This is a genomic window from Cupriavidus sp. FW305-26 (assembly GCF_058787975.1).
The window spans coordinates 13,023-35,694 of sequence record NZ_JBYTAH010000038.1 but is presented as its reverse complement, the minus strand read 5'-3'; the positions used below and the strand labels follow the sequence as shown (position 1 = coordinate 35,694).

Genomic DNA, 22,672 nt, shown 5'->3' with positions numbered 1-22,672 from the left:
GTTAGTCGTCTTGCCGGGCAGCAGCTTTCGGCACGGCCAGTTCGGGGTAGCGCTCGGTAAGCTGCGCGGGCATCTCCACGTCGAGGATGAAGCGGTCGCCGCGGTACCAGAAGCGGCCCGCCGTGAGCACGTTGCCGTCGATATCCAGCGTGGTACGGACAATGCGCGCGACCGGTGCCGCGAAGGCATAGTCCAGGTCGCGCGCCAGCATGGCGTCGGCCGGCTCAACGGTCATGGTCTGGCGCATCGTGCCAAGCCGGTCGCCCAGCTGCTCCCGCAGCAAGTGGGCAATCTTGTGATGCTTCTCAGCGCCGCGCGGGAACCTGGCGAACACCGCGTCGGCCACATACAGCTCGATCAGGCAGAACGGCATCCCGTCATGCACGTGCAGCTTGCGCAGCATCACGTAGCGGTCCATCGGCGCGCCGCAGGTGGCAAGGCCGGGCGGCAGGGCCATGTTCTTGCGCTTTTCCAGGATGCGGATCTCGAGGCCGCTGGCGCCAACCGAGACATCGTTGATGGCCGAGCGCATGCCTTCGCCCGGGCCGGACGGCACCATGATGACGTGCGTGCCGCGCCCGCGCTGGCTGCTGATCAGCCCTTCCTCGGTCAGCAAGGCAAAGGCCTGCCGCACGGTGACCTTGGCAAGGCCGTACGCCTGCGCCAGGTGCTCGACCGTGGGCAGCTGGAACCCGACCGGATACTCGCCGGCGACGATCTTGTGGCGCAGCACGCTTGCCAGTTGCCGGTAGCGGGTCACGCCGCCGGCGTTATCGTCGGCCAGCGCGATGCCGCCATTGGCTGCGACCTTGGCGCTGGCGCGTGTCATGACAGCAGGCTCCGCGGCACGCGCACCGGCATCGTCAGCAGGATCTGCGCCATCCCCTTGCCTAGCGGGTCATTGCGCAGCGATGCCATGCCGCCGCCATCGAGCGCCGACTCGCAGACAAAGTTCATCGCGTCGAAGCCCGGCAGGTCATAGCGCGAGACCGGCCCCAGCACCAGGTGGCCCAGCCAGTCGGCCACGCGCGCCGCCGTGACCTCGGCGCGCAGCAGCGGGAGGTATTCCGGCCGGCGCGCAATCAGGCCGATATTGGAGATATCGCCCTTGTCGCCGCTGCGCCCGTAGGCAAGCCGGACCAGGGGGACTTCAATGCGGTCGCCACCGGCAGGGATGGCGGCAGCCTGCGCCGCGGCGGGGGCGGCGGCGTCCGTCGCTGCGTGCCCGGCCGGGATGGAGACGGCAGTCCACACGCCATCCATGACCACCGTCGGCGACAGCGCACCCTTGTCCAGCAGGAAGGCGTATTGCCGGATCGATGGCGACGGGCTGGCGCGTCCGCCGCCCGATCCCGTGGTGCCGGGCGACCAGCTCGTGCCGGCCGCCGCGATTTCGCGGGCGAATAGTTCAAGCGCCGCCTTCTCGGGATGCGTGACCGCAAGCCGCATGATGGCCTCGCGGGTATGGCGCGCCGCAGCGTGCGGCCCGAAGCAGGATTCGGCTCCCAGCACTTCGACCCGGGTGCGGGTGTAGTCGCCCCAGCCGTTTTCCGCGAAGAGCCTGCGCGTGCGGGCCAGGATGGCCTCGGCCGTGCGCTCGGCCTTGGCCGCCGCGTCAATGCCGACGATGGTCAGCTGAGCATTGCAGCGGAAGCCTTCCATATAGGTGGCACTGACCTTGTAGCAGTTGCCCGGCGCACGCCCACGGGCGCCGCGCACCTCGACCAGGTCCGGCCCGGCCTGGCGCAGCGCCACCTGCGTGAAATCGCAGGTCACGTCCGGCAACAGATAGGCCGAAGGGTCGCCGATCTCGTACAGCACCTGCTCGCCCACCGTGGCAGTTGTGACCAGTCCGCCGGTAGCGGGTGGCTTGCCCACCAGGAAGCTGCCGTCCGCCCGGCACTCCACCACCGGATAGCCGATGTTCGGCCAGTCCGGCACCTGCTCCCAGTCGGTATGCAGCCCGCCTGTCGCCTGGCAGCCGCACTCGATGATGTGGCCGGCCAGGCTGCCCTGCGCCAGCCGGTCATAATCGTGCGCCTGCCAGCCGAATTCGTGCATCAGCACGCCCAGGGTCACCGCGCTGTCCACGCAGCGGCCGGTAATGACGATCTGCGCGCCCTGGTCCAGCGCCTTGCAGACCGGCAGCGCGCCGAGATAGGCATTGGCGCTGACCAGCTTGTCCGGCAGCGGCAAGCCCTTCTGCATGTCGGTGATGCCTGCCTCGCGCAGCGATGCCACCAGCGGCATGACATCATCGCCCTCGACCACGGCGATGCGCACCGCAATGCCCTGCTCGGCGGCGATCGCCGCCAGCGCCTGCGCGCAGCCCTGCGGATTGATGCCGCCGGCATTGCTGACCACGCGGATGTTGCACTCAACGATCTCCCGCAACAAGGTCTTCATCGTCACCGTGACGAAGTCGGTGGCGTAGCCAAGCTCCGGCTTGCGCAGGCGAGCCGCGGCCAGCACGGACATGGTCAGCTCCGCAAGGTAGTCGAACACCAGGTAGTCGATCCCGCCATGGCGCACCAGTTGCGGCGCGCCCACGCTGCTGTCGCCCCAGAATCCGCAAGCGCCGCCGATGCGCACTGTCTTGTCATGCATGGTCCTGTCTCCTTGCCTTTCTCTTACTTGCCGGTCCAGTTCGGCTTGCGCTTTTCGCGGAAGGCGAGCTGGCCCTCGCGCGCGTCCTCGGTCATGGCGAACAGGCCGATCTGGCTTTCCGTGAACGCCATCGACTGCTCGAAGGACATCGCATCGATATGCTTGAGGGTATAGAGCCCGCGCCGGATCGCAGCGGGCGCCTTGTCGAGCAGCCGGCCCAGCAGCCAGTCAAGCTTGCCGTCCGGGTCCGTACTGACGTGGTTGACCAGCCCTGCCGCCAGCGCTTCCTGCGCGGTCAGCGGCTCGCCGCAGAGGCACAGCTCATTGAGCACGCGCCGCGGCACCAGATGCTGCAGCACGCTCAGCACCTGCGCCGGGAACACCCCCACCTTGACCTCGGGCAGGCCGAACACAGCCCGCTCGCTGGCCACCGCCATGTCGCACATGGCCATCAGCCCCATGCCGCCAGCCATGCAGGCGCCATTGACGCGCGCGATCAGCGGCACGTTGGAGCGCCGCGCGCAGCGCAGCAGGTCGGCAAGCCGCTGGCTCGGCTCCGAATAGTCGAACGCAAAGGACTTGCCGCTCTGCAGGTCGGCGCCCGCGCAAAAGGCCTGGTCTCCGGCACCGGTGATGACCACGGCGCGGATGGCGTCGTCGTGGTTGGCACGGTCGATCCCCGCGTGCAACCCGTCCAGTACCGCCGGATTGATCGCGTTGCGGCGCTCGGGCCGATTGATGGTCAGCCAGAGGACCGCGCCGCGGACTTCGCACAGGAGTTCTTCATTCATGTTCAGGCCTCGCTTGCCGTGCCAGCCGTATGCACCGATGCCTGGCGCGGTTCGCGCGATGCGCCGGATGCCATCAGGCTGTCGATGTCGGCCTCGTTGTAGCCGGCCTCGCGCAGCACTTCGCGGCTATGCTCGCCCAGGGCCGGGGCATGGCGGCGCTGCGATGGCGGCGTCCCGTGCCATTCGCTGGGCACCGACATTTCGCGGATGCGGCCCACCGCCGGGTGGTCGGATTCGCTGAAGAAGCCGATGTCATTCAGGTGCGGATCATCGAGCAGCGATTCAAAGGTGTGCATCGGGAACACCGGGATATCCGCCTCCTTCAGCAGCACTTGCCATTCCTCCGTGGTCCGCCTGGCCAGTTCGTCGCTGACCATGCCGTAGAGCTCGGTGATGTGCGCCGTCCGGGTAGTGATGTCGGCGAAGCGCGGGTCGGTGTCGTACAGGCCGGGCTTGCCGATCACCTTCAGGAAGGCACGCCAGTGATGGTCGTGATAGATCAGGCAGCAGACATGGCCGTCGCGGGTCCGGTAAGGCCGGCGCTCGGGAGACAGCAGGCGTGGATAACCGAATCCGCCCTTGGCTGGCACGAAGGTCTCGCCATAGAGATGGTCGCCCATCACGTAAGGCACCATGGTTTCGAACATCGGCACATCGACGCGCTGGCCGCGGCCGGAGGTCGCCCGCGCGTAGAGCGCGGCGCAGATCACGCCGAAGGCATAGAGTCCGACGGAACGGTCGGCAATGGTCAGCGGAAGATAGCGCGGAATGTCGCCGGTGCCCATGGCAACCGCCTGGGGCAGCCCGGTGGCGGCCTGGATCAGGTCGTCGAACGCCGCTTGCGGGGCATAGCGTCCGCGCTGCGAGAAGCCGAACATGCCGACATAGACCAGGCGCGGATTGATCTGCGCCAGCGTCTCGTAGTCCAGCCCGAGCCGTTGCATCGCCTGGGGCCGGACGTTGTACGCCAGCACGTCCGCATCCGCCACCAGGCGCAGCAGCGCCTCGCGCCCCTGCGGCGACTTCAGGTCCAGCACGATGCTGCGCTTGTTGCGGTTCAGCCCGAGGAAAAGCGGCCCCATCTTCTCATTGCCGCAGGGCCCGATGCCACGGGTGCTATCGCCCGCGGGCGGCTCCACCTTGATCACATCCGCGCCGAGGTCGCCGAGCATCTGAGTGGCCGAGGGGCCCATGAACACCGCCGTGATGTCCACGACCTTGACGCCAGCGAGTGCTCCAGTCGGTGTCTCCATCCTTGCTCCTGCCTTGTTTCTATAGTTCTATTAATAGGACTATATGACAAGCAGACCGGGTACGCAAGGACCACGGGCAGACGTGAAGATGCATGGCAGGAAACAAGAAAGCCGTAGAATCCCGGCTGACAACTTCCCTCAAGACCGTGAAAGCACTTTCCCGCCTTAACCTGCAGCAGGCCGCCCTGCTCTGCGCCACCCTGCTGACATCCGTTTCGATCCATGCCGCGCCCCCTGCCCAGCCTGACGCAGCCGGCAACACCGCTGCGCCGCTGGGACTGGAGCTGGGCAAGGCCAGGTGCTCTCGCCTGGCGCCGCCGCAGAATCACGCCAGGACCGGCAAGTCCGAGTGGGCCGGTGGCGACGCCGTCGAGCTCAGGCACCTGGAGCGCTTCCACCTGCAGGGCCTGACGCGCGTGATCCTGAACTGCGATGCGCAGGACACCGTGGCGCTGATCACGATGACGTTCGAGCGCCCGGCGCTGGATGAGGTGCGCAAGAAGCTCGACGAGCGCTATGCGTCCCTGCGCAAGACCGAAGGCGCGGCGGAGAATGGCTATGCCGAGTGGTCCGCCGCCAATGGCAGCCTGGAGTTGCTCTATGGGCGCGACAGCAAGCACTTCACGGTGGCGTACTGGGCCAGGGGCGCGAAGGCGAAGTACTTCTCATATAGCGGCACTGACAACAAGAAGCCCGCCGCGGCCACGCCTGCCAGCCAGCCTCAACCGGCGCCGCTGTGACCGCGGGCGGCTCGCCCCTAAAACCCCACTGCCTGTCCGTCGCGCCGCGAGTCCGAGGCCGCGATATAGCCGTCCGGCGCCTTGTAGATGAGTTGCGCCGACCCGAACTCCAGGCTGTCGCGCGGCGCCACCTCGACGCGATGGCCCATGCCGCGCAGCGTGGCGACCACATCCGGCGGCAGATGCGCCTCGACATTGACCACCGGCCCGTGCTCAACGCGGAAGCGCGGGGCATCGCTCATGGCCTGCGGATTCTGGCCGAAGGCGGCAAGCCGCGCCATCATCTGGACATGGCCCTGCGCCTGCATCGAGCCACCCATCACGCCGAACGACATCACCGGTGCGCCGTTACGCGTAACGAAGCCCGGGATGATGGTGTGCATCGGCTGCTTGCCCGGCGCCACGCAGTTGGCGTGGCCGGGCTTGAGGTTGAAGCCCGCGCCGCGGTTATGCAGCGCGATGCCGGTGCCGGGCACCACCACGCCGGAGCCAAAGCCGCGGTAGTTTGACTGGATATACGACACCATCGAACCCGCGGCATCCGCGCTGGACAGGTAGACGGTGCCGCCGCTCTTCGGGATGCCAGCGGTAGGTGTGCCGGCGCGTTTCATGTCGATCAGCGCCGCGCGCTCGGCAAGATAGGCCGGATCCAGGAAGGCGGCGGGCGCGTGCTGCATGGTGGACGGGTCCGACACGTGGCGGTGCAGGTCGGCGAAGGCCAGCTTCATCGCCTCGATGCTGACGTGATAGAAGCCGGCGCTGTCGCAGCCCATGCCTTCCACGTCGAAGCGGTCCAGGATGCCAAGGCCGATCAGCGCGGCGATGCCCTGGCCGTTCGGGGGAATTTCATGGAGCGTGTAGCCGCGGAACTGCTGCGCCATCGGCTGGACCCAGGCGGCGCGATGTGCGGCCAGGTCGTCGGCACGGATGGCGCCTCCGGTTTCCTCGGCGAACGCGACGATGCGCGCGGCGAGTTCACCCGTGTAGAAGCTCTCGCCATCGCTCTCGGCAATGCGCTGCAGCGTGGCGGCCTGCTCCGGGAAGCGCCAGCGCTCGCCCGCCTGCGGTGCCCTGCCGTCGCGCAGGAACGCCTTGGCAAAGCCAGGCTGGCCGGCCAGCACCGGCACCTGCGCGGCCCATTGCCGTGCGATCTGCGGCGACACCAGGAAGCCCTGTTCAGCGTACTCGATGGCCGGCGCGAACAGCCGCGCGAACGGCAGCTTGCCGAAGCGGGCCGACAGCGCCTTCCAGCCCGCGACCTGGCCCGGCACGGTGACCGTATCCCAGCCCACCTGGGGCATGCTGTCGTGCCCGGCGAAATGATCCAGGGTCCAACGCGCCGGCGCCCGGCCGCTGGAGTTGAGCCCGTACAGCTGCCCCTCGTGCCAGACCAGCGCGAACATGTCCCCGCCAATGCCGTTCATCACCGGCTCCACCACGGTCAGCGCAATCGCACTGGCAATGGCGCTGTCGATGGCATTGCCGCCTTCGTACAGCATGCGCAGCCCCGCCTGCGCGGCGAGGGGCTGGCTGGTGCTGACCGCGTTGGCGGCCAGCAGCGGCATCTTTTGCGACGGGTAGGGAAAGGTCCAGTCGAAAGGCAACATCGGGAACTCCATTCAGAACAGGTAAAGGGGCGCGCGGGCGGCGCCCCAGGGTTGCTGCACGCGGCTTATTGCAGGGTCACGCCGGACTGCTTGACCAGCTTTTCGGTGCGCGGGATCTCCGCGCTGACCATCGCGCTGAAATCGCCGACGCTGCCGCCGCGCGGCTCGGCGCCGGTGGCAGCCAGGCGTTCACGGAACTCCGGCGCCTTGAGCAGCTTGTTGATCGAGACATTGAGCTTGCTGACCACGTCGGCCGGCGTGCCCTTGGGCGCGACAATGCCGTACCACGGCGCGATATCGAAGCCGGCATAACCCTGCTCGGCAATCGTCGGAATCTCCGGCGCGTTGGGCGAGCGCTTTGCGGTGGACATGCCGAGCGCGCGCAGCTTGCCGGCCTTCACATACGGCAGGCCGGTCATGATGGTGTCGAAATACATCGACACCTGGCCCGACAGCAGCGCCGGGATCGCTTCGCCGGCGCCCTTGTACGGCACATGGACGATATCGATGCCGGCCGCGGCCTTCAGCATCTCGCCGGCAATATGCGAGGTGGTGCCGGCACCGAACGAGGCATAGGTCAGCTTGCCCGGATTGGCCTTGGCATACGCGACCATCTCGGGCAGCGTCTTGAACGGCAGCGAGGGGTTGGACAACAGGATATTCGGCGTGACCGCGACCACTGCCACCTTCTCGAACGCATCCGGGTCATAGCTGAGCTTCTTGTACAGGAACCGGTTGGTCACCATCGACGCCGGCCCGGACATCAGCAGCGTATAGCCATCGGCCGGCGCGCGCGCGGCCGCCTCGCTGCCGATCATCGCGGCGGCGCCCGGGCGGTTTTCAACCACGAAGGTCTGGCCGTATTCCTTGCCGAGGCCAAGGCCGATCTGCCGCGAGATCAGGTCTGTGGCCGAGCCGGCCTGGAACGGCACGACAATACGCACCGGCTGGCTGGGCCAGTCGCGGGCGCCTTGCGCAAGTGCCAGTGAAGAGGCCGCCAGCATGGCGACTGCAAGCAGGCTGCGGATAGCAGTGGAACGCATCTTTGTACCCTCATCGATAGAAGAAATGGCATCCGCTGACAGCAACGGATGGCACTTCCCAGTCCGCAATATGCGTGCCATTGGCGTTGGGCCGATCGCGGCGCGCGTCCTGTCCGCCCCCTTCCGTTTCCTGGAAGTTTGCGCAGGTCTTGCACCGGAGTCGCCCACCTGGCACCGGCATTCGCCGGACTGTCTTGTCTCCGTGGGGCCAGCGCACTGCGTGGGTGCGCCGTGCCCCGCCCTGGTGGTGGGGTGTTCCTCACCCCATTGTTGTTATTCGACTTCCATGCAGAGGTACTTCGTCTCCAGATACTCGTCGATGCCATGGCGTGAGCCTTCCCGGCCCAGCCCCGATTGCTTGACGCCGCCGAACGGCGCCACCTCATTGGAGATCAGCCCGGTATTGATGCCGACCATGCCGTACTCGAGCCCCTGCGCCACGCGCCAGATCTTCGCCATGTCGCGCGAGAAGAAGTAAGCGGCCAACCCGGATTCGGTATCGTTGGCCATCGCCACCACTTCTGCTTCGCTGGTGAAGCGGAACAGCGGTGCCAGCGGGCCGAAGGTCTCCTCGCGCGCGACCCGCATCGACGCAGTCGCATTGGCCAGCACCGTGGGCGCGAAGAAGGTGCCGCCCAGCGCATGGCGCTGGCCGCCCGTCAGCACCGTGGCGCCTTGCGCGAGCGCGTCGGCGATATGCGCTTCGACCTTGGCCACCGCGTCGGCGTCGATGAGCGGGCCTTGCGTGACCCCGCTGTCGACGCCATGGCCCGGCCGCAACTGCTCGACCGCGCTGACCAGCCGGCGCGCGACCTCGTCGTAGACGCGGTCGTGCACATAGATGCGGTTGGCGCAGACACAGGTCTGGCCGCTGTTGCGGAACTTGGAGGCAAGGATGCCCTCGACCGCGCGATCCAGGTCCGCGTCATCGAAGATGATCAGCGGCGCATTGCCACCCAGTTCCAGCGAGAGCTTCTTCACGGTGCCTGCGCACTGCGCCATCAGCAGCTTGCCGATCGCGGTCGAGCCGGTAAAGCTGAGCTTGCGCACCACCGGGCTGGCGCACAGCACGCCGCCGATCTGCACGGCGTCGCCGGTCACCACCTGCAGCACGCCACGCGGCACGCCGGCCTGTTCGCCCAGCACGGCCAGCGCCAGCGCCGTGAGCGGCGTCTGTTCGGCCGGCTTGACGATGATGGTGCAGCCGGCGGCGAGCGCCGGGCCGACCTTGCGCGTGATCATCGCCGCGGGGAAGTTCCACGGCGTAATGGCCGCGCACACGCCCACCGGTTCGCGCAGCACCAGCATCTTCTGGCTGCTGCGCGGGCTGGCCAGCACCTCGCCATCGACCCGCTTGGCTTCCTCGCCAAACCACTCGAGAAAGCTCGCGGCATAGGCCACCTCGCCACGCGCCTCGGGCAGGGGCTTGCCTTGCTCTGCGGTCATCAGCCGGGCCAGGTCTTCCTGGTGCGCCAGCATCAGGTCGGCCCAGCGGCGCAGCACGGCGGCACGCGCCTTGCCCGTCTGTGCGCGCCACGCCGGCAGCGCGCGCTCGGCGGCGCGCACCGCCTGTTCGGCTTCGGCCGCGCCGGCCAGGGGCACCGAGCCGATCCGTTCACCGGTTGCCGGGTTGCAGACGGCGAGCTCTGCGCCGCTTTGCGCCCCGGTCCATTCCCCGTCGATCAGGCAATGGCTGCGCAACAGCGCGGTATGTTGGAGTTCCATGTGTTCCCCTTATTCGGCCAGCGCCTGGGTCAGCACCGCCAGCGCCGCGTCGAACTGCGCCTGCGGGATGGTGAGCGGATAAAGGAAGCGGATGACATTGCCGTAGGTGCCGCAGGTCAGCAGCACCAGTCCGGCTTCCAGCGCACGCGTCTGCACGCGCTTGGCATGCTCGGCGCTGGGCTGGCCTGTGGCGGGATCGCAGAATTCGGCGGCAACCATCGAACCCAGCCCGCGCACCTCGGCCATTGCGGGGCAGTGCTTGCGCTGCGCCAGCAGGTGCTCGCGCAACTGCTGGCCCAGGCTGGCAGAGCGCTCGCACAGCTTTTCTTCCTCGATGACGTCGATGACCGCGTGCGCCGCCGCCACCGCCAGCGGATTACCGGCATAGGTGCCGCCGAGGCCGCCGGGCAGCGGTGCATCCATGATCGCGGCCCGGCCGCTGACCGCCGACAGCGGCATGCCGCCGGCCAGGCTCTTGGCCATGGTGATCAGGTCCGGCTCCACGTCATGGTGCGACATCGCGAACATCTTGCCGGTACGGCCAAAGCCGGTCTGCACTTCATCGGCGATCAGCACGATGCCGTGCTGATCGCATACGGCCCGCAGCCCCCGCATGAAATCGGCCGGCGCCGCCTGGAAGCCGCCTTCGCCCTGCACCGGCTCAACGATGATCGCGGCCACGCGGGCCGGATCGATATCGGTCTTGAACAGGCCTTCAAGCGCCTGCAGCGCCCGCTCAGTGCTGACGCCATGCAGCGCGCTGGGGAACGGAGCGTGGTAGATGTCGGAGGGGAACGGGCCAAACCCGATCTTGTACGGCGCCACCTTGCCGGTCAGCGCCATGCCCAGCAGCGTGCGTCCATGGAAGGCGCCCGAGAAGGCGATCACGCCGGGGCGGCCGGTATGCGCACGGGCGATCTTGATGGCATTCTCCACGGCCTCTGCGCCGGTGGTGAACAGGGCCGTCTTGTTCAGGCCCTGGATCGGCACCAGCGCGTTGATGCGCTCGGCCAGCGTGACATAGCCCTGGTAGGGCACGATCTGGTAGGCGGTATGCGTGAAACGCTCCAGCTGCGCGGCGATGGCCTGCATCACGCGCGGGTGGCGATGGCCCGTGTTGAGCACGGCGATGCCGGCGGCGAAGTCCGTGTAGGCACGGCCTTCCACGTCCCACAGCGTGGCGTTCTCGGCGCGGTCGGCGTAGAAATCGCACATCACGCCCACTCCGCGCGGCGTCGCGAGGGTACGGCGTTGGTTCAGTTCGAGGTTTTTCATGGTCATTGTGCGGTAAGGACTGTCGGCACCGGCCGACTCGCGAAACGGGCACCGCTGGCAGGGGCCCAGCGATGCCAGCCATTTCAACCGGCCTTGGCCCTATAATCCAGTACCGCTTTCGCAATTCCGATGGTGCCAATTTGAAATCGATCTGCGGCGACCAGCTGCTCCAGCGCCTGGGCCCCGAAGGCACGGCGGCACTGGGCAAACCGCTCAACCGCGGCCTCTACGAATGCATCCGCGGCGCGATACAGGACGGCAGCCTTGCGCCGGCCACCCGCTTGCCGCCGCAACGCGACCTGGCCGCCGAACTGGGGCTGTCTCGCAATACGGTGATGTTTGCCTACGACCAGCTGCTGGCCGAGGGCTACCTGTATGCACGCACCGGCAGCGGCACCTTCGTTGCCGCCACCGCGCCGGAGCGCTACCTGAACGCCGCCGCGGTGCCGGCGACCGAGGTCGGGCCGCAGGCCATGCCCGGGCTGTCACCGCGCGGACAGCGGCTGCTGGCCAATGCCTCGGCCTCGCCCACGCAATGGGGCGCATTCATGCCGGGCGTTCCCGACGTCACGCGCTTCCCGCATCGCCGCTATGCACAGATCTCGGCCCGCGTGTGGCGCAACCCGCACCCGGAGTGGCTGAGCTACAGCCATGGCGGCGGGCTGCCGGCGCTGCGCGAAGCCCTGGCGGCGCATCTGCGGGTAGCGCGCTCGGTGCGCTGCGATCCGGACCAGGTGCTGATCACCGAGGGCATACACCAGGCCATCGACCTGGTGGTGAGGATGCTGGGCTCGCCCGGCGACCAGGCGTGGGTGGAGGAACCCAGCTATTGGGGAATCCGCGGCGTGCTGCAGGTCAGCGATATCGGCATGGTGCCGAAGCTGGTGGACGACGAGGGCCTGACGCTGCCCGACACGGAGGCCGGCGGGGAGATGCCCGCGCCGCGCTTTATCTTCGTCACGCCCTCGCACCAGTACCCGCTTGGCGCCGTGATGAGCCTGAAGCGCCGGCGCGCGCTGCTGGAGTACGCCCGCCAGCGCGGCAGCTGGATCGTGGAGGACGACTACGACAGCGAGTTCCGTTTTTCCGGGCAGCCGATCCCGTCGTTGCAGGGCATGGAACCGGATGCGCCGGTGATCTATATCGGCACCTTCAGCAAGACCCTCTATCCGGGCTTGCGCATGGGCTACCTGGTGTTGCCGCGCAGCCTGGCCGGCGCCTTCCAGACCGCGCACGCCGAGCTATACCGGGCCGGCCACCTGATGACGCAGGCAACCGTCGCCGAATTCATGCAGGCCGGCGACTATGCCGCCCACATCCGCCGCATGCGGCCGCTGTATGCCCGACGGCGCGCCATCCTGGCCGCGTTGATCGAGCGCTATCTCGGCCCCGGCGCGCTGCATGAGCACGGCAGCAATGCCGGCCTTCACCTGGTGCTGCGCCTGCCCGACGATGCCGACGACGTGGCCATCACCGCCGCCGCCCGCGCGCGCGGCATCATGGTGCGGCCGCTGTCGCGCTATTTCATCGGCGATGCCGTGCAGCGAGGCCTGCTGCTGGGGTATGCCTGCGTGCCGGAGGAGGACATCGCGCCGGCCTTCGACAGGCTGCTCGGCTGCCTGCCGCGCGGCGGCATGCGCGCCCCGCAGCGTTGAACCGTGCCGAGAGACAAGCCCCGCCGTCCTGAAGGCGGCTTCATCCTGAAATAACGGAAGATGCAATGAATCAACTGTTGGTCCGCAATGTCCGGCTCGCAGCCGGGAACCAGGTCGATATCCTGATCGCAGACGGCCAGTTCGCGCGCATCGGCACCGGGCTTGAGGCGCCGGCCGGATGCCAGGTCGAGGACGGCGCCGGCACGCTGGCGCTTCCCGGCCTGGTCGAGGCGCACACCCACCTGGACAAGACCCTGTGGGGCATGCCCTGGTATCGCAATGAGGTCGGCCCCAACCTGACCGACCGCATCGACAACGAGCGCCGCTGGCGCGCCGCCACCGGCCACGATGCCCGCACGCAATCGCTGGCGCTGGCGCGCGCCTTCCTTGCGGCGGGCACCACGCGGCTGCGCACCCACGTCGATATCGACACCGACGCGGGCCTGCGCCATCTGCAAGGAGTACTTGCCACGCGCGACCAGCTGTCCGCGCAGATGGACATGCAGATCGTCGCGTTCCCGCAGTCGGGCGTGCTGGGGCGCCCCGGCACGGAAGCGCTGCTGGATGCGGCGCTGCGCGATGGCGCCGACATCCTCGGCGGGCTGGACCCGTGCGCCATCGAAGGCGACCCGGTGCGCGCACTGGATGTCCTGTTCGGCCTCGCGCAGCGCCATGGCCGCCCGCTCGACATCCATCTGCACGAGCCCGGCACCATGGGCGCCTATTCCCTCGACCTGATCCTGCAACGCACGGCCACGCTGGGCATGCGCGGCATGGTCACGGTCAGCCATGCGTTCTGCCTGGGCGACATTGCCGATCGCGAGCGCGACGCGCTGCTGCGGCGCATCGCCGACCTTGGGGTTGTCATCGTCACCACCGCACCGCCGTCGCGCCCGGTGCCGCCGGTCGCCGCGTGCCGCGCGGCAGGCGTCAGGATTGCCGGCGGCAACGACGGCATCCGCGATACCTGGACCCCATACGGCTCGCCCGACATGCTGGAGCGGGCCATGCTGATCGGCCTGCGCAACAACTTCCGCCGCGATGACGAACTCGCGCTTGCGCTCGATTGCGTGACGCACGCGGCCGCCGGCGCATGCGGCTTCCAGCGCTATGGCCTGGCGCCGGGCGACCGGGCGGACCTGGTGCTGGTCGCCGCGCAAACAGTGGCCGAGGCGGTCGTGGCAAGGCCGGTGCGGCAACTGGTGGTGTCGGCCGGCCGGGTCGTGGCACGCAACGGCGCGCTGGCATGAACGCATCCGTCAAATAGACTAGCTGCAGGGCGGCGTTGAGATCGTGCACTTGCGTTGCGCGGTAGTCGCTTGCAAAGCACATTGGCCGTCGGGCCCGGGTGACAAGCGGGCCACAACCACACGGAGGTGGTAGTCGATGAAGCCTCGTCACGATCCACAGCAATGGCGCCGCTTCTATATCCTTGATGAGAAGAACCGGCCAGTGCAGGTAGCCGACCACGACGAATGGTCGCGCTGGATGGCGGACAACGACCTGGTATTCCGCCGCACCCTGCTGGAGCAGTCCGGCGGCACGGTGACGACCCGCTTCCGGGGCGTGTCGGAGGCCGCGCCGACGGACACCCCCTTGTTCATCACGCGCGTGACCGGGCTGGCCGAGCAGGACAATGAAAGCTTTGGCGCGCAGACGCTTGACGCGGCGCTGGAACAGCATGAGCGGATCGTGCAGAAGCTGCTGCGCCAGCTGACCGGGCGGTGACCGGCAGCCGGACCAGTGCGCCCTTGCCTGAGCCTTAGCGTCGGTCGCACCGCGAGTGAACATGCGCCCCCTGCTGGAAGCCCGCCTCGTCAACGATGCCTTTGGCGATCCGGGGCTGTTCGTAGACTTCCTGGACGAACGGCGCGCGCTGCTGTTCGACCTGGGCGACATCGCCCGGCTGATGCCGCGCGAGCTGATGCGCCTGTCGCATGTATTTGTCACGCATGCGCACATGGATCATTTCTCTGGCTTCGACAAGCTGCTGCGTGTGCTGCTCGGGCGCAAGCCGCGCCTCGTGCTGGCCGGCGGGCCAGGATTCCTGGCACAGGTCGAGCACAAGCTGCTTGCCTATACCTGGAACGTGGTGCATCGCTACGCCACCGAGCTGGTCATCGAAGTGGCCGAACTTGGACTGGACGGGCAGATGCGGCACGCCTGCTTTTCCAGCCGGCACGGCTTTGCCAGGGAGGCCGAAGCGTGTGTCGAGAGGGCCGGCGATATCGTGCATGACGAAGCGACGTTCCGGGTGCGCGCCTGCTTTGTCGATCACGGGATTCCATGCCTGGCCTACCTGGTGGAGGAAAAGGCCCGGCTCGGCGTCAACAAGGAGCGCCTGGCTGCATCGGGCCTGACCACCGGCGCCTGGCTGCGCGAACTCAAGCATGCGGTCCTGACCGGCGCGGCCGCAGATTCCCCGATCCTTGTGCAATGGCGGGACAGGAGCGGCGACCATGCATCGGCGCGAACGGTCGGCGAGCTGAGCCGGCTGATCCTGGATACCGAGCCCGGCCTGCGCATCGGCTACGTGACCGACCTGCGCTATACGAGCGCGAACGTGCAAGCATTGTCGCAACTGATGCAAGGCGTCGACCAGCTCTTCATCGAGAGCGTGTTCCTGGATGTCGACCGGGCACACGGCCTGCGCAAGAACCACCTGACCGCCGCCCAGGCCGGGCGGATTGCGCGCAGCATAGGCGCACGCGCGGTGACGCCGTTCCATTTTTCGCCACGCTATCAAGGGCGCGCCGATGAACTGGCTGCCGAGGTACGGGACGCCTGGGGCACAGAGTCCTTTGCAGAACAGGTACCGCCGGCGGTCTAGATCTTGATCTGCGTGCCAATCTCGATCACGCGATTTGCCGGTATGTTGAAGTAATCAGCAGCATTGCCGGCGTTCCTGCTCATCGTGGCAAACAGACGTTCACGCCATGACGCCATGCCACTGGGACCGCCGGCTGCAGCGACGATGGCCTCGCGACTCAGGAAAAACGAGGTGTCCATGATGTCAAACTCCAGGCCAGCCGCCGGAGGCAGAGCGCCGAGCGCCTGCGCGACATCGGGCCGGTTCATGAAGCCGAAGCGCAGCGTTATCCTGTAGCAGGCGTGTCCGAGCGGCTCAACGGCTGCGCACTCGGTCGCCGGCACCGATGGCACATCCTTCATTCTCACGGTAAGAAACACGACGCGCTCGTGTAGCACCCTGTTATGGTTGAGGTTATGCATCAACGCGTGTGGCACCACATCCGGTGTCGGGGTGAGGAACACCGCCGTGCCGGGCACGCGCGGTGGTGGTGCGAGAAACAGCGAATCCAGGAACGACTTGAGGGGCACGTCGGTACTTTGGAGCCGCTCCAACAGCGCTTGCCGGCCGCGAACCCATGTCAGCATCACGACGAATATCCCAGCCCCGACAACGAGCGGGAACCAGCCCCCTTCGGCAACTTTCAACAGGCTGGAGGAAACGAAAGCCATATCCACCGCAATAAAGAAGCCGGTTGCGACAAGGCTTAGCAGCAGGTTGTAGCGCCAACCGTAGTGGATCACAAAGAAGGTGAGAAGCGTCGTCACCAACATCGTGCCGGTGACCGCGACCCCGTACGCCGAAGCGAGATTGGACGAAGATCCGAATCCGAGCACGGCAACCAGAACCGCAACAAGCAACATCCCGTTGAGAGTCGGTATGTAGATCTGACCGATCGCTCGCTCCGATGTGTGCACCACGTTCATGCGTGGCAGATAGCCCAGCTGGATTCCCTGTTTCGTCAGCGAGTAGGCACCCGAAATCGTCGCCTGCGACGCGATCACTGTTGCCGCTGTCGCGAGTGCAACCATCGGATAAAGGGCCCACGACGGATACAGCAGGTAGAAGGGGTTCTCGATTGCTTTTGCATTCACAATGATCAGCGCGCCCTGCCCCAGGTAGTTGAGCGCAAGCGCCGGGAATACCAGCCCGAACCAGGCCAGGCGAATCGGGGCACTGCCGAAATGCCCCATATCGGCGTAGAGCGCTTCGGCACCGGTGAACGCGAGCAGCACCGCCCCAAGCACCGCGAACGAGGCGAACCCGTGCTGCGTGACGAAGCCGAGCGCGTGCAGCGGGCTGAGCGCGCCCAGGATTGCGGGATACCGGGCGATGCCGTGGATGCCCGCGGCGGCCAGGGCGAGAAACCACACGATCGTGACAGGCCCGAACAGCGCGCCGATGGCGGCGGTGCCATGCCGCTGGAACAGGAACAGCGCGATCAACACACCCACGGATGCCGGCAAGACATAAGGCTGCAGCGCGGTAGTGCCCACCTCGATGCCTTCGAGCGCCGAGAGCACCGACATGGCAGGTGTCAGCACGGCATCGCCATAGAAGAGCGCCGCGCCGAACAGGCCCACCAGCAGGATCGGCGTCGGCGAGCGACCGACCTTTTTCACGGACGACAGGGCGAGCGCGAGCAGTGCCATGATGCCACCTTCGCCCCTGTTGTTTGCCCGCATGATGAGGATCACATACTTGAGCGAAACCACCACCATCAGCGCCCAGAGGATCGCGGAGATACCGCCAAGTATGTTCTCGGTTACGAGCGGGATCCCGTGGGCCGGATTGAAGGTCTCCTTGACCGCATAAAGGGGGCTCGTGCCGATATCGCCGTAGACCACGCCCAACGCAGCAAGCGTGAGCTCTGCACGGGATTGCTGCGGATGCGACGCGTCTGGCGTTTCACCGTTCATGGCATGGGAATCCACCGCTGCTCCTCGATTTTCGAACGGATGGTCCGCCTGCTCAGGGCAATCACGTGAGGGCGCCCCCGCGGAGAGCCCTTCTGTCCGGCCCCGCCTTGCGGCAGCGAGAGACGTATTCGACCCATGCCCGCCGCATGCAAAATGCCGCCAAACCTGTCGTTGGCCCAGCCTTGCTACAATTCTGGTTCACAGAACGGCAAATATCATGGGCTTTGAACAACTCGCAGCACTAAGGGATCAACTGGCAAACAAGGCAAAGGCCGAATCCAAGGCAAAAGCCGAATCACGGGCGGAAGGCAAGCGCCGGCGCCCTGCGCCGGCTGCCGAGCAGGCTGCGGCACCCGCGAAGCCGCCCGTCGATCCTGTGGTGCATTCCATTGCCCGGCTGCAGAAGCACTTCCCCAAGGCGTTTCCGAAGAACCCGGCGCCCAAGGTGCCGCTGAAGGTCGGCACGTTCGAGGATCTGGCCCAGCATGCGGGCAAGCTGGCCCTGACCGAGGCGGAGCTGCGTGAAGCGATCCGCACCTGGTGCAGCGGCGCACGCTATTGGTCGTGCATGGTGGAAGGCGCCAAGCGGCTGGACCTGGAGGGCAATGAGGCCGGCGTCGTCAGCCTGGCGGATGCCAAGCGGGCCCAGCAGCTGAAGGCCCGCCGCGGTGCGGGCACCCGGCCGCGGAAAGCCAAGCCCGCCACGCCCGCTGCCACGCCTGACACCCCTGCCGCGCCCGACGCCACGCCTGACAGCCCCGACACGCCTGCCACGCCCTGATCCCCACCGTCGGATCTGCAGCGGCGCTTACGCCAGCACCGCGCGCGCGATCACCGTCCGCTGGATTTCCGACGAGCCTTCATAGATGCGCAGGATCCGCGCATCGCGCACCAGGCGCTCCAGCGGCATTTCGCGCGTGAAGCCGTAGCCGCCGTGGATCTGCAGCGCGGCGTCGGTGACAAAGCCGACCATCTCCGAGGCATAGAGCTTGGCCATCGATGCCTGCTCGGTGAAGGGCTCTCCGTCCCGGCGCCGCACCGCCGCCTGCAGGGTCAGCAGCCAGGCCGCCTCCAGCCGCGTGCGCATGTCGGCAAACATCCATTGCAGGCCTTGCTTGCGCGCCAGCGGCTCGCCGCCGACCTGGCGCTGCCTGGCCCAGTCCGCCGCGCACGCCAGCGCTGCCTCGGCAATGCCCAGGCTGGTGGCAGCCACGTCCAGGCGGCTGTTGTCCAGCACCTTCATCGCGGTACGGAAGCCCGTGCCTTCCGGCCCCAGCCGGTTGGCGGCGGGAACGAAGCAGTCCAGCGCCACCTCATGGGCCGGCGCCCCGCGAATTCCCATCAGTTTCTCGGCGGGCGCGATCTGCACGCCCTCGCTGTGCCGGTCCACCACGAAGGCGCTGATGCCGCGCGTGCCGGCGGCGGGATCGGTCTTGGCGTAGACGACGATAAAGTCCGCAGCGTCCGCATTGGAGATGAAGTGCTTGACCCCGCGCAGGCGGTAGCCGTCGCCCTCCGGGGTGGCGCGCGTGGCCATGTCCGCCGGGTTGGAGCCGGCGCGCGGCTCGGTCAGCGCAAAGGCGCCCAGCTTGCCGCCGGCGGCCGCATCCGGCAGGTAGCGCTCGCGCAGGCTGTCGTCGCCGCCGATCAGGATGGAATCGGTAGCCAGGTAGTGCGCGCCGATCATCGACGAGGTCGAGGCGCAGGCCTTGGCAACCTCCGCCAACGACAGGATCAGTGCCACCGGCGAAGTCTCGGTCCCGCCCCAGCGCTCCGGCAGGTTCATCCCCATCAGGCCGAGCTCGGCAAGTTGCGGCACATAGCACGTGGTGGAGGCTTCGGCCCGGTCCACCTCGGCCGCCTTCGGCGCCAGTTCGCTTTGCGCGAAGCGTCCGATGGCATCGGCAATCTCAAGATCGCCCGGCTCTACGCCCAGTCGTTTATGCATGTTGTTTCTCCTTGCTGAACACTTGCGGATGCGCCGTGGCAGCGTTGGCCAGCTCGGCCAGGATGGCTTCGGTGTGCTGCCCCAGCGCCGGCGCGGGCGTCACGCGATTGGCGCCGTAGCCGGAGAACTTCACCGGCTGCGACGGCAACCGCACGGTGCCGCCCTCCGGCCCGGGCACTTCGGCAAGCAGGCCGCGGTGGGCGGCATGGTCGCTCTCCAGGGCTTCCTTGACGTTGCGGATAGGCGCGACAGGGATGCCCGCCTCGCTCAGCAGGCGGTTCACCTCGGCCACGGAACGGCTGGCCGACCAGGCTTCGAGACCGGCGCGCAGATCGCCCTCGAAGCGGCAGCGCGTCTCGTCGTCGGCAAAGCGCGGGTCCTGCGCCATCTCCGGCCGGCCGATGGCATTGGCCAGCGCCTGGAACAGCTTGTTGTTCAGCACCGCCACCACATAGAAGCCGTCCGCGGCGCGGTACACGCCGAACGGCGCGGACGAGGGATGGCGGTTGCCGACGCGCAGCGGCGCCAGGCCGGTCGCGGCATAGCGCGCGACCAGGGTGGCGCTCAGGCTCAGGGTGGCGTCGAACATCGAGACATCGACATGCGTGCCCCGCCCGGTCTTCTCGCGCGCCAGCAGCGCGGCCAGCACGCCCCATGAGGCGAACAGGCCGCTGACCGCATCGGAGACGGCCTCGCCCAGCATGGTCGGGGTGCCGTCCGGGGCGCCGGTGGCATCCATCAGCCCGCACATTGCCTGCAGGATGATGTCGTAGGCCGGACGGTGCGATTCCGGCCCGGTCTGGCCGAAGCCCGACACGCTGGCGTAGACCACCGGCGGATTCAGCGCACGCAGCGCCTCATAGCCGATGCCCAGCTTGTCCGCGACACCCGGGCGGAAGTTCTCGACCACCACGTCGGCCCGGGCGCAGAGCGAGCGCGCCAGCTCCAGGCCCGCTGCCGTCTTCAGGTCGATCACGATGCTCTGCTTGTTGCGGTTCATGGCAGAGAACAGACCGCTCTTGCCATCGACGAAGGGACCGACCGCGCGGTAGTCATCGCCGCCAGGCGGTTCGATCTTGATCACCTCTGCGCCAAGGTCGCCGAGCAGCGCCGTGCAGTAAGGGCCCGCCAGCACGCGCGAGAAATCGATCACGCGGATGCCGGCAAGCGGCAGGTCGGAATGAGTCACGTCTTGGCCTCCAGGCTTGCAAACCCGCGGGCTTGCGTTTCAGTGACACCGATTCTGCGCAGCGCAGGCTATCAAGTAAAATATTGAATTCGACTAGCACCTATAGGATTTTCTGATGCGCGTCTCCTTGCGGCTGTTGCGCTACTTCGCCGCGGCGGCCGAAACCGGCAGCACCACGGCGGCTGCGCGGCTGCTGAACGTCTCGCAGCCCTCCATCTCCGTTGCCATCCGCGAACTGGAGACGCTGTTCGAGGAAGCCTTGTTCGCCCGTGATGTCGGCGCAAGGATGACCCTGACCCGCTTCGGCGTACGCAAGCTGGCGGAAGCGCGCCACATCCTCGGAGCAGCAACGGCATTTGAAGTGGACAAGAGCGGCGATGCCGCCGCGGGCGAGGTGCAGATCGGCGTCTTCCGCACGCTGGCGCCGGTCTATCTGCCGGTGGTGCTGCGCCTGGCACGCGAGCGCTATCCCAAACTGTCGGTACGCTTTGTCGAAGGGGATCTCGCACAACTGGAAGACTGGCTGCACGGCGGGCAGATCGAGCTGGCGCTGACTTACGACGTAGGCATGCCCGAAGACATCGAGCGCGAACTGCTGGCAGAGCTGCGGCCCTACGGCCTGCTGCCCGCGGGCTCGCGGCTGGCCAGGCGCAAAGGCAGCCTGTCGCTGCACGAACTGGCGCAGGAACCGCTGATCCTGATCGACCTGCCGCACAGCCGTGAATTCCTGATGGCGCCGTTCTGGCAATTCGGGCTGCAGCCCGAGGTGCGCTACCGCGCGACTTCGCTGGAACTGGCGCGCGGCATGGTGGCGAACGGACTGGGCGCGGCGCTGCTGATCACGCAGGCGCCGGCGTCGTCCCAGATCACCGCCGTCGTGGAAAAGCCGATACGGGAAGATACCGTGCGCCAGCCGCTGGTGATCGCGCGCACGGCCCGCGCGACGCGCACCCGCGCGTCAGAGTTGCTGGCCGAGTGCGTGCGCGCGGCTGTGGAAGAAGCGAAGATCCGGCGCGCTTGACGGCGCGCGGCGTCCATTCAGCAGAGCCGGTCCGCGAACCAGTCCGCCACCAGTGCAGTCCGCTCGGCCGCGTGGTTGTAGATCGTATGCTCGCCATCCGGCCAGATTCGTAGCGTCACGTCGTCCGTGAGCGCCGCGTCCAGGAACGGCTGCTGGTCTTCCAGCTTCACCAACGGATCCTCGCCGCCATGCAGCACGAGCAGCGGGCAAGCGATCCTGTCGCGGTGCGAGTGAAAGCGCATGCGTTCGAAATTGGCCTGGATGGCTGCCTGGTTCGTGCTGCCCAGCATGGCGGCTGCCTGCTCCTCGAACGTCCGGAACGGCAGCAGTGTGGGAGCTGCGAGGGCACCGTTGATGCAGCACGCCCGGATCCTGTCGTCCGTCGCTGCCGTGGCTGCCGCCCAGAGCCCGCCCACGCTGTTCCCCCAGATGCCGGGGACGCCAAGCGATGCATCCTCGGCTATCCGTGACACAAAGCACCGGTAGGCCGCGGGAATATCCACGTCGACATGAATGCCGTGGACCAGCCGGGTTTCGCCCTGCCCCGGGCCTTCCGCCATCAGCGTGGCGAGACCGCGTTCCGCCAGGGCCCGCGCCAGCGGCAGGTATGCCACCCCCCAGCCGCTCTGCCCGCCAAAGAGCAGCACGGTGCCGCGCGCGTGGCCGGCTGGCGGGCGCATCAGCCACCCTGTCAGGCGACCATTTGCGAATGAAAGCTCAACGCGCTCGAGGCCTTGTGCGGACCAGTGGCAAAGCTGGTGCGTCGCAGCCACCAGGCGACTGTACAAGCCGAGTTTGCGTGGCGCGTCGTGATTGAAGGCCATCTGCGCAAAGACCAGGTCGGCAATCGCCATGGACTGGGCCTGGGCGGCTGTCACCAGGTGGCCGGCCCTGGCAGCATGCTCGGCGCGCTCCAGCTGAGCATCGGCGAGCGACTCGGCCACGCGATCCCAGTCCTCTCCCCGGCTGGTGGCGTCGAACAGCCGGACGGCGTCGGCATAGTCCATGCCGCAATCCAGCAAGCGTGTGACCGGCATCGCCCGCTGGAACGCAAGCGCTGCCGAAGAAACCGTTGTCGTCATCATGGCTC

Annotated in this window: 19 protein-coding genes; 7 read left to right on the top strand and 12 right to left on the bottom strand. The window is 67.4% G+C overall.

Annotation, left to right across the window (positions count from 1 at the left end; translation table 11 throughout):
• Position 1: 1 nt before the first annotated feature.
• From AC3WQZ_RS20305 to AC3WQZ_RS20290, 4 genes are read right to left on the bottom strand one after another with little or no spacing between them, the layout of a single operon-like run.
• Entirely contained in the window at positions 2-829 is an 828-nt protein-coding gene (locus tag AC3WQZ_RS20305) for a GntR family transcriptional regulator (protein ID WP_011616938.1), read from the bottom strand.
• Complete coding sequence (locus AC3WQZ_RS20300; RefSeq protein WP_010809709.1) at positions 826-2,607, bottom strand: acyclic terpene utilization AtuA family protein; 1,782 nt, start codon at positions 2,605-2,607, stop codon at positions 826-828. Before AC3WQZ_RS20300 ends, AC3WQZ_RS20305 begins: the two co-directional genes overlap by 4 nt.
• Before the next feature lie 23 nt (positions 2,608-2,630).
• On the bottom strand, positions 2,631-3,398 hold the full coding sequence (locus tag AC3WQZ_RS20295) for an enoyl-CoA hydratase/isomerase family protein (protein ID WP_492301142.1): 768 nt from the start codon (positions 3,396-3,398) through the stop codon (positions 2,631-2,633).
• A gap of 2 nt (positions 3,399-3,400) precedes the next feature.
• Entirely contained in the window at positions 3,401-4,651 is a 1,251-nt protein-coding gene (locus tag AC3WQZ_RS20290; protein ID WP_011616935.1) for a CaiB/BaiF CoA transferase family protein, read from the bottom strand.
• Positions 4,652-4,797: 146 nt separating this feature from the next.
• On the opposite strand from AC3WQZ_RS20290, the gene AC3WQZ_RS20285 reads away from it, so the two are divergent.
• Complete coding sequence (locus tag AC3WQZ_RS20285) at positions 4,798-5,391, top strand: hypothetical protein (RefSeq protein ID WP_041688048.1); 594 nt, start codon at positions 4,798-4,800, stop codon at positions 5,389-5,391.
• Positions 5,392-5,408: 17 nt separating this feature from the next.
• On the opposite strand, the gene AC3WQZ_RS20280 is transcribed toward AC3WQZ_RS20285, so the two are convergent.
• The 4 genes from AC3WQZ_RS20280 to AC3WQZ_RS20265 all read right to left on the bottom strand — a co-directional run bounded on the left by AC3WQZ_RS20280 (position 5,409) and on the right by AC3WQZ_RS20265 (position 11,041).
• Positions 5,409-6,998 carry a gamma-glutamyltransferase family protein gene (locus AC3WQZ_RS20280; protein WP_439669901.1) on the bottom strand — a complete coding sequence of 530 codons (1,590 nt, stop codon included), beginning with the start codon at positions 6,996-6,998 and terminating at the stop codon, positions 5,409-5,411.
• Positions 6,999-7,063: 65 nt separating this feature from the next.
• Complete coding sequence (locus AC3WQZ_RS20275) at positions 7,064-8,041, bottom strand: Bug family tripartite tricarboxylate transporter substrate binding protein (protein ID WP_010809704.1); 978 nt, start codon at positions 8,039-8,041, stop codon at positions 7,064-7,066.
• 273 nt (positions 8,042-8,314) lie between these two features.
• Entirely contained in the window at positions 8,315-9,766 is a 1,452-nt protein-coding gene (locus AC3WQZ_RS20270) for an NAD-dependent succinate-semialdehyde dehydrogenase (RefSeq protein ID WP_010809703.1), read from the bottom strand.
• A gap of 9 nt (positions 9,767-9,775) precedes the next feature.
• Positions 9,776-11,041: a 4-aminobutyrate--2-oxoglutarate transaminase gene (locus AC3WQZ_RS20265; RefSeq protein WP_010809702.1), complete on the bottom strand. Its 1,266-nt coding sequence runs from the start codon at positions 11,039-11,041 to the stop codon at positions 9,776-9,778.
• Positions 11,042-11,181: 140 nt separating this feature from the next.
• On the opposite strand from AC3WQZ_RS20265, the gene pdxR reads away from it, so the two are divergent.
• The 4 genes from pdxR to AC3WQZ_RS20245 all read left to right on the top strand — a co-directional run bounded on the left by pdxR (position 11,182) and on the right by AC3WQZ_RS20245 (position 15,526).
• Positions 11,182-12,696 (top strand): MocR-like pyridoxine biosynthesis transcription factor PdxR, encoded by a 1,515-nt coding sequence (pdxR, locus tag AC3WQZ_RS20260; RefSeq protein WP_010809701.1) that lies wholly within the window; start codon positions 11,182-11,184, stop codon positions 12,694-12,696.
• A gap of 65 nt (positions 12,697-12,761) precedes the next feature.
• Complete coding sequence (locus AC3WQZ_RS20255; RefSeq protein ID WP_439672602.1) at positions 12,762-13,946, top strand: amidohydrolase family protein; 1,185 nt, start codon at positions 12,762-12,764, stop codon at positions 13,944-13,946.
• Between the two features lie 136 nt (positions 13,947-14,082).
• Positions 14,083-14,424: a hypothetical protein gene (locus tag AC3WQZ_RS20250; RefSeq protein WP_010809699.1), complete on the top strand. Its 342-nt coding sequence runs from the start codon at positions 14,083-14,085 to the stop codon at positions 14,422-14,424.
• 61 nt (positions 14,425-14,485) lie between these two features.
• Entirely contained in the window at positions 14,486-15,526 is a 1,041-nt protein-coding gene (locus AC3WQZ_RS20245; RefSeq protein ID WP_492301141.1) for a ribonuclease Z, read from the top strand.
• Here AC3WQZ_RS20245 and AC3WQZ_RS20240 read toward each other — a convergent pair.
• The gene (locus AC3WQZ_RS20240) at positions 15,523-17,424 is read right to left on the bottom strand and encodes a potassium transporter Kup (protein ID WP_492292980.1); all 1,902 of its coding nucleotides are present in this window, start codon (positions 17,422-17,424) and stop codon (positions 15,523-15,525) included. The two genes, AC3WQZ_RS20245 and AC3WQZ_RS20240, sit on opposite strands and share 4 nt — an antisense overlap.
• 217 nt (positions 17,425-17,641) lie before the next feature.
• Between AC3WQZ_RS20240 and AC3WQZ_RS20235 the strand changes: the two genes are divergently transcribed.
• Complete coding sequence (locus AC3WQZ_RS20235) at positions 17,642-18,205, top strand: ProQ/FinO family protein (RefSeq protein ID WP_492301140.1); 564 nt, start codon at positions 17,642-17,644, stop codon at positions 18,203-18,205.
• 27 nt (positions 18,206-18,232) lie between these two features.
• On the opposite strand, the gene AC3WQZ_RS20230 is transcribed toward AC3WQZ_RS20235, so the two are convergent.
• A complete protein-coding gene (locus AC3WQZ_RS20230) occupies positions 18,233-19,372 on the bottom strand; it encodes an acyl-CoA dehydrogenase family protein (protein ID WP_439672601.1) in 1,140 nt (379 codons plus the stop codon).
• Positions 19,365-20,561: a CaiB/BaiF CoA transferase family protein gene (locus AC3WQZ_RS20225; protein WP_011616925.1), complete on the bottom strand. Its 1,197-nt coding sequence runs from the start codon at positions 20,559-20,561 to the stop codon at positions 19,365-19,367. The genes AC3WQZ_RS20230 and AC3WQZ_RS20225 overlap by 8 nt, the downstream gene beginning before the upstream one ends.
• 115 nt (positions 20,562-20,676) lie before the next feature.
• On the opposite strand from AC3WQZ_RS20225, the gene AC3WQZ_RS20220 reads away from it, so the two are divergent.
• Positions 20,677-21,582 (top strand): LysR family transcriptional regulator, encoded by a 906-nt coding sequence (locus AC3WQZ_RS20220; RefSeq protein ID WP_058698544.1) that lies wholly within the window; start codon positions 20,677-20,679, stop codon positions 21,580-21,582.
• 17 nt (positions 21,583-21,599) lie between these two features.
• Here the strand turns inward: AC3WQZ_RS20220 and AC3WQZ_RS20215 are convergent, their stop codons facing one another.
• Positions 21,600-22,667 carry an alpha/beta hydrolase family protein gene (locus AC3WQZ_RS20215; protein WP_011616923.1) on the bottom strand — a complete coding sequence of 356 codons (1,068 nt, stop codon included), beginning with the start codon at positions 22,665-22,667 and terminating at the stop codon, positions 21,600-21,602.
• Positions 22,668-22,672: the final 5 nt, after the last annotated feature.

Coding starts and splice junctions, on each gene's coding strand:
- AC3WQZ_RS20305 (WP_011616938.1), bottom strand. CDS start 829: ATGACACGCGCCAGCGCCAAGGTCGCAGCCAATGGCGGCATCGCGCTG.
- AC3WQZ_RS20300 (WP_010809709.1), bottom strand. CDS start 2,607: ATGCATGACAAGACAGTGCGCATCGGCGGCGCTTGCGGATTCTGGGGC.
- AC3WQZ_RS20295 (WP_492301142.1), bottom strand. CDS start 3,398: ATGAATGAAGAACTCCTGTGCGAAGTCCGCGGCGCGGTCCTCTGGCTG.
- AC3WQZ_RS20290 (WP_011616935.1), bottom strand. CDS start 4,651: ATGGAGACACCGACTGGAGCACTCGCTGGCGTCAAGGTCGTGGACATC.
- AC3WQZ_RS20280 (WP_439669901.1), bottom strand. CDS start 6,998: ATGTTGCCTTTCGACTGGACCTTTCCCTACCCGTCGCAAAAGATGCCG.
- AC3WQZ_RS20275 (WP_010809704.1), bottom strand. CDS start 8,041: ATGCGTTCCACTGCTATCCGCAGCCTGCTTGCAGTCGCCATGCTGGCG.
- AC3WQZ_RS20270 (WP_010809703.1), bottom strand. CDS start 9,766: ATGGAACTCCAACATACCGCGCTGTTGCGCAGCCATTGCCTGATCGAC.
- AC3WQZ_RS20265 (WP_010809702.1), bottom strand. CDS start 11,041: ATGAAAAACCTCGAACTGAACCAACGCCGTACCCTCGCGACGCCGCGC.
- AC3WQZ_RS20255 (WP_439672602.1), top strand. CDS start 12,762: ATGAATCAACTGTTGGTCCGCAATGTCCGGCTCGCAGCCGGGAACCAG.
- AC3WQZ_RS20250 (WP_010809699.1), top strand. CDS start 14,083: ATGAAGCCTCGTCACGATCCACAGCAATGGCGCCGCTTCTATATCCTT.
- AC3WQZ_RS20245 (WP_492301141.1), top strand. CDS start 14,486: ATGCGCCCCCTGCTGGAAGCCCGCCTCGTCAACGATGCCTTTGGCGAT.
- AC3WQZ_RS20240 (WP_492292980.1), bottom strand. CDS start 17,424: ATGAACGGTGAAACGCCAGACGCGTCGCATCCGCAGCAATCCCGTGCA.
- AC3WQZ_RS20235 (WP_492301140.1), top strand. CDS start 17,642: ATGGGCTTTGAACAACTCGCAGCACTAAGGGATCAACTGGCAAACAAG.
- AC3WQZ_RS20230 (WP_439672601.1), bottom strand. CDS start 19,372: ATGCATAAACGACTGGGCGTAGAGCCGGGCGATCTTGAGATTGCCGAT.
- AC3WQZ_RS20220 (WP_058698544.1), top strand. CDS start 20,677: ATGCGCGTCTCCTTGCGGCTGTTGCGCTACTTCGCCGCGGCGGCCGAA.
- AC3WQZ_RS20215 (WP_011616923.1), bottom strand. CDS start 22,667: ATGATGACGACAACGGTTTCTTCGGCAGCGCTTGCGTTCCAGCGGGCG.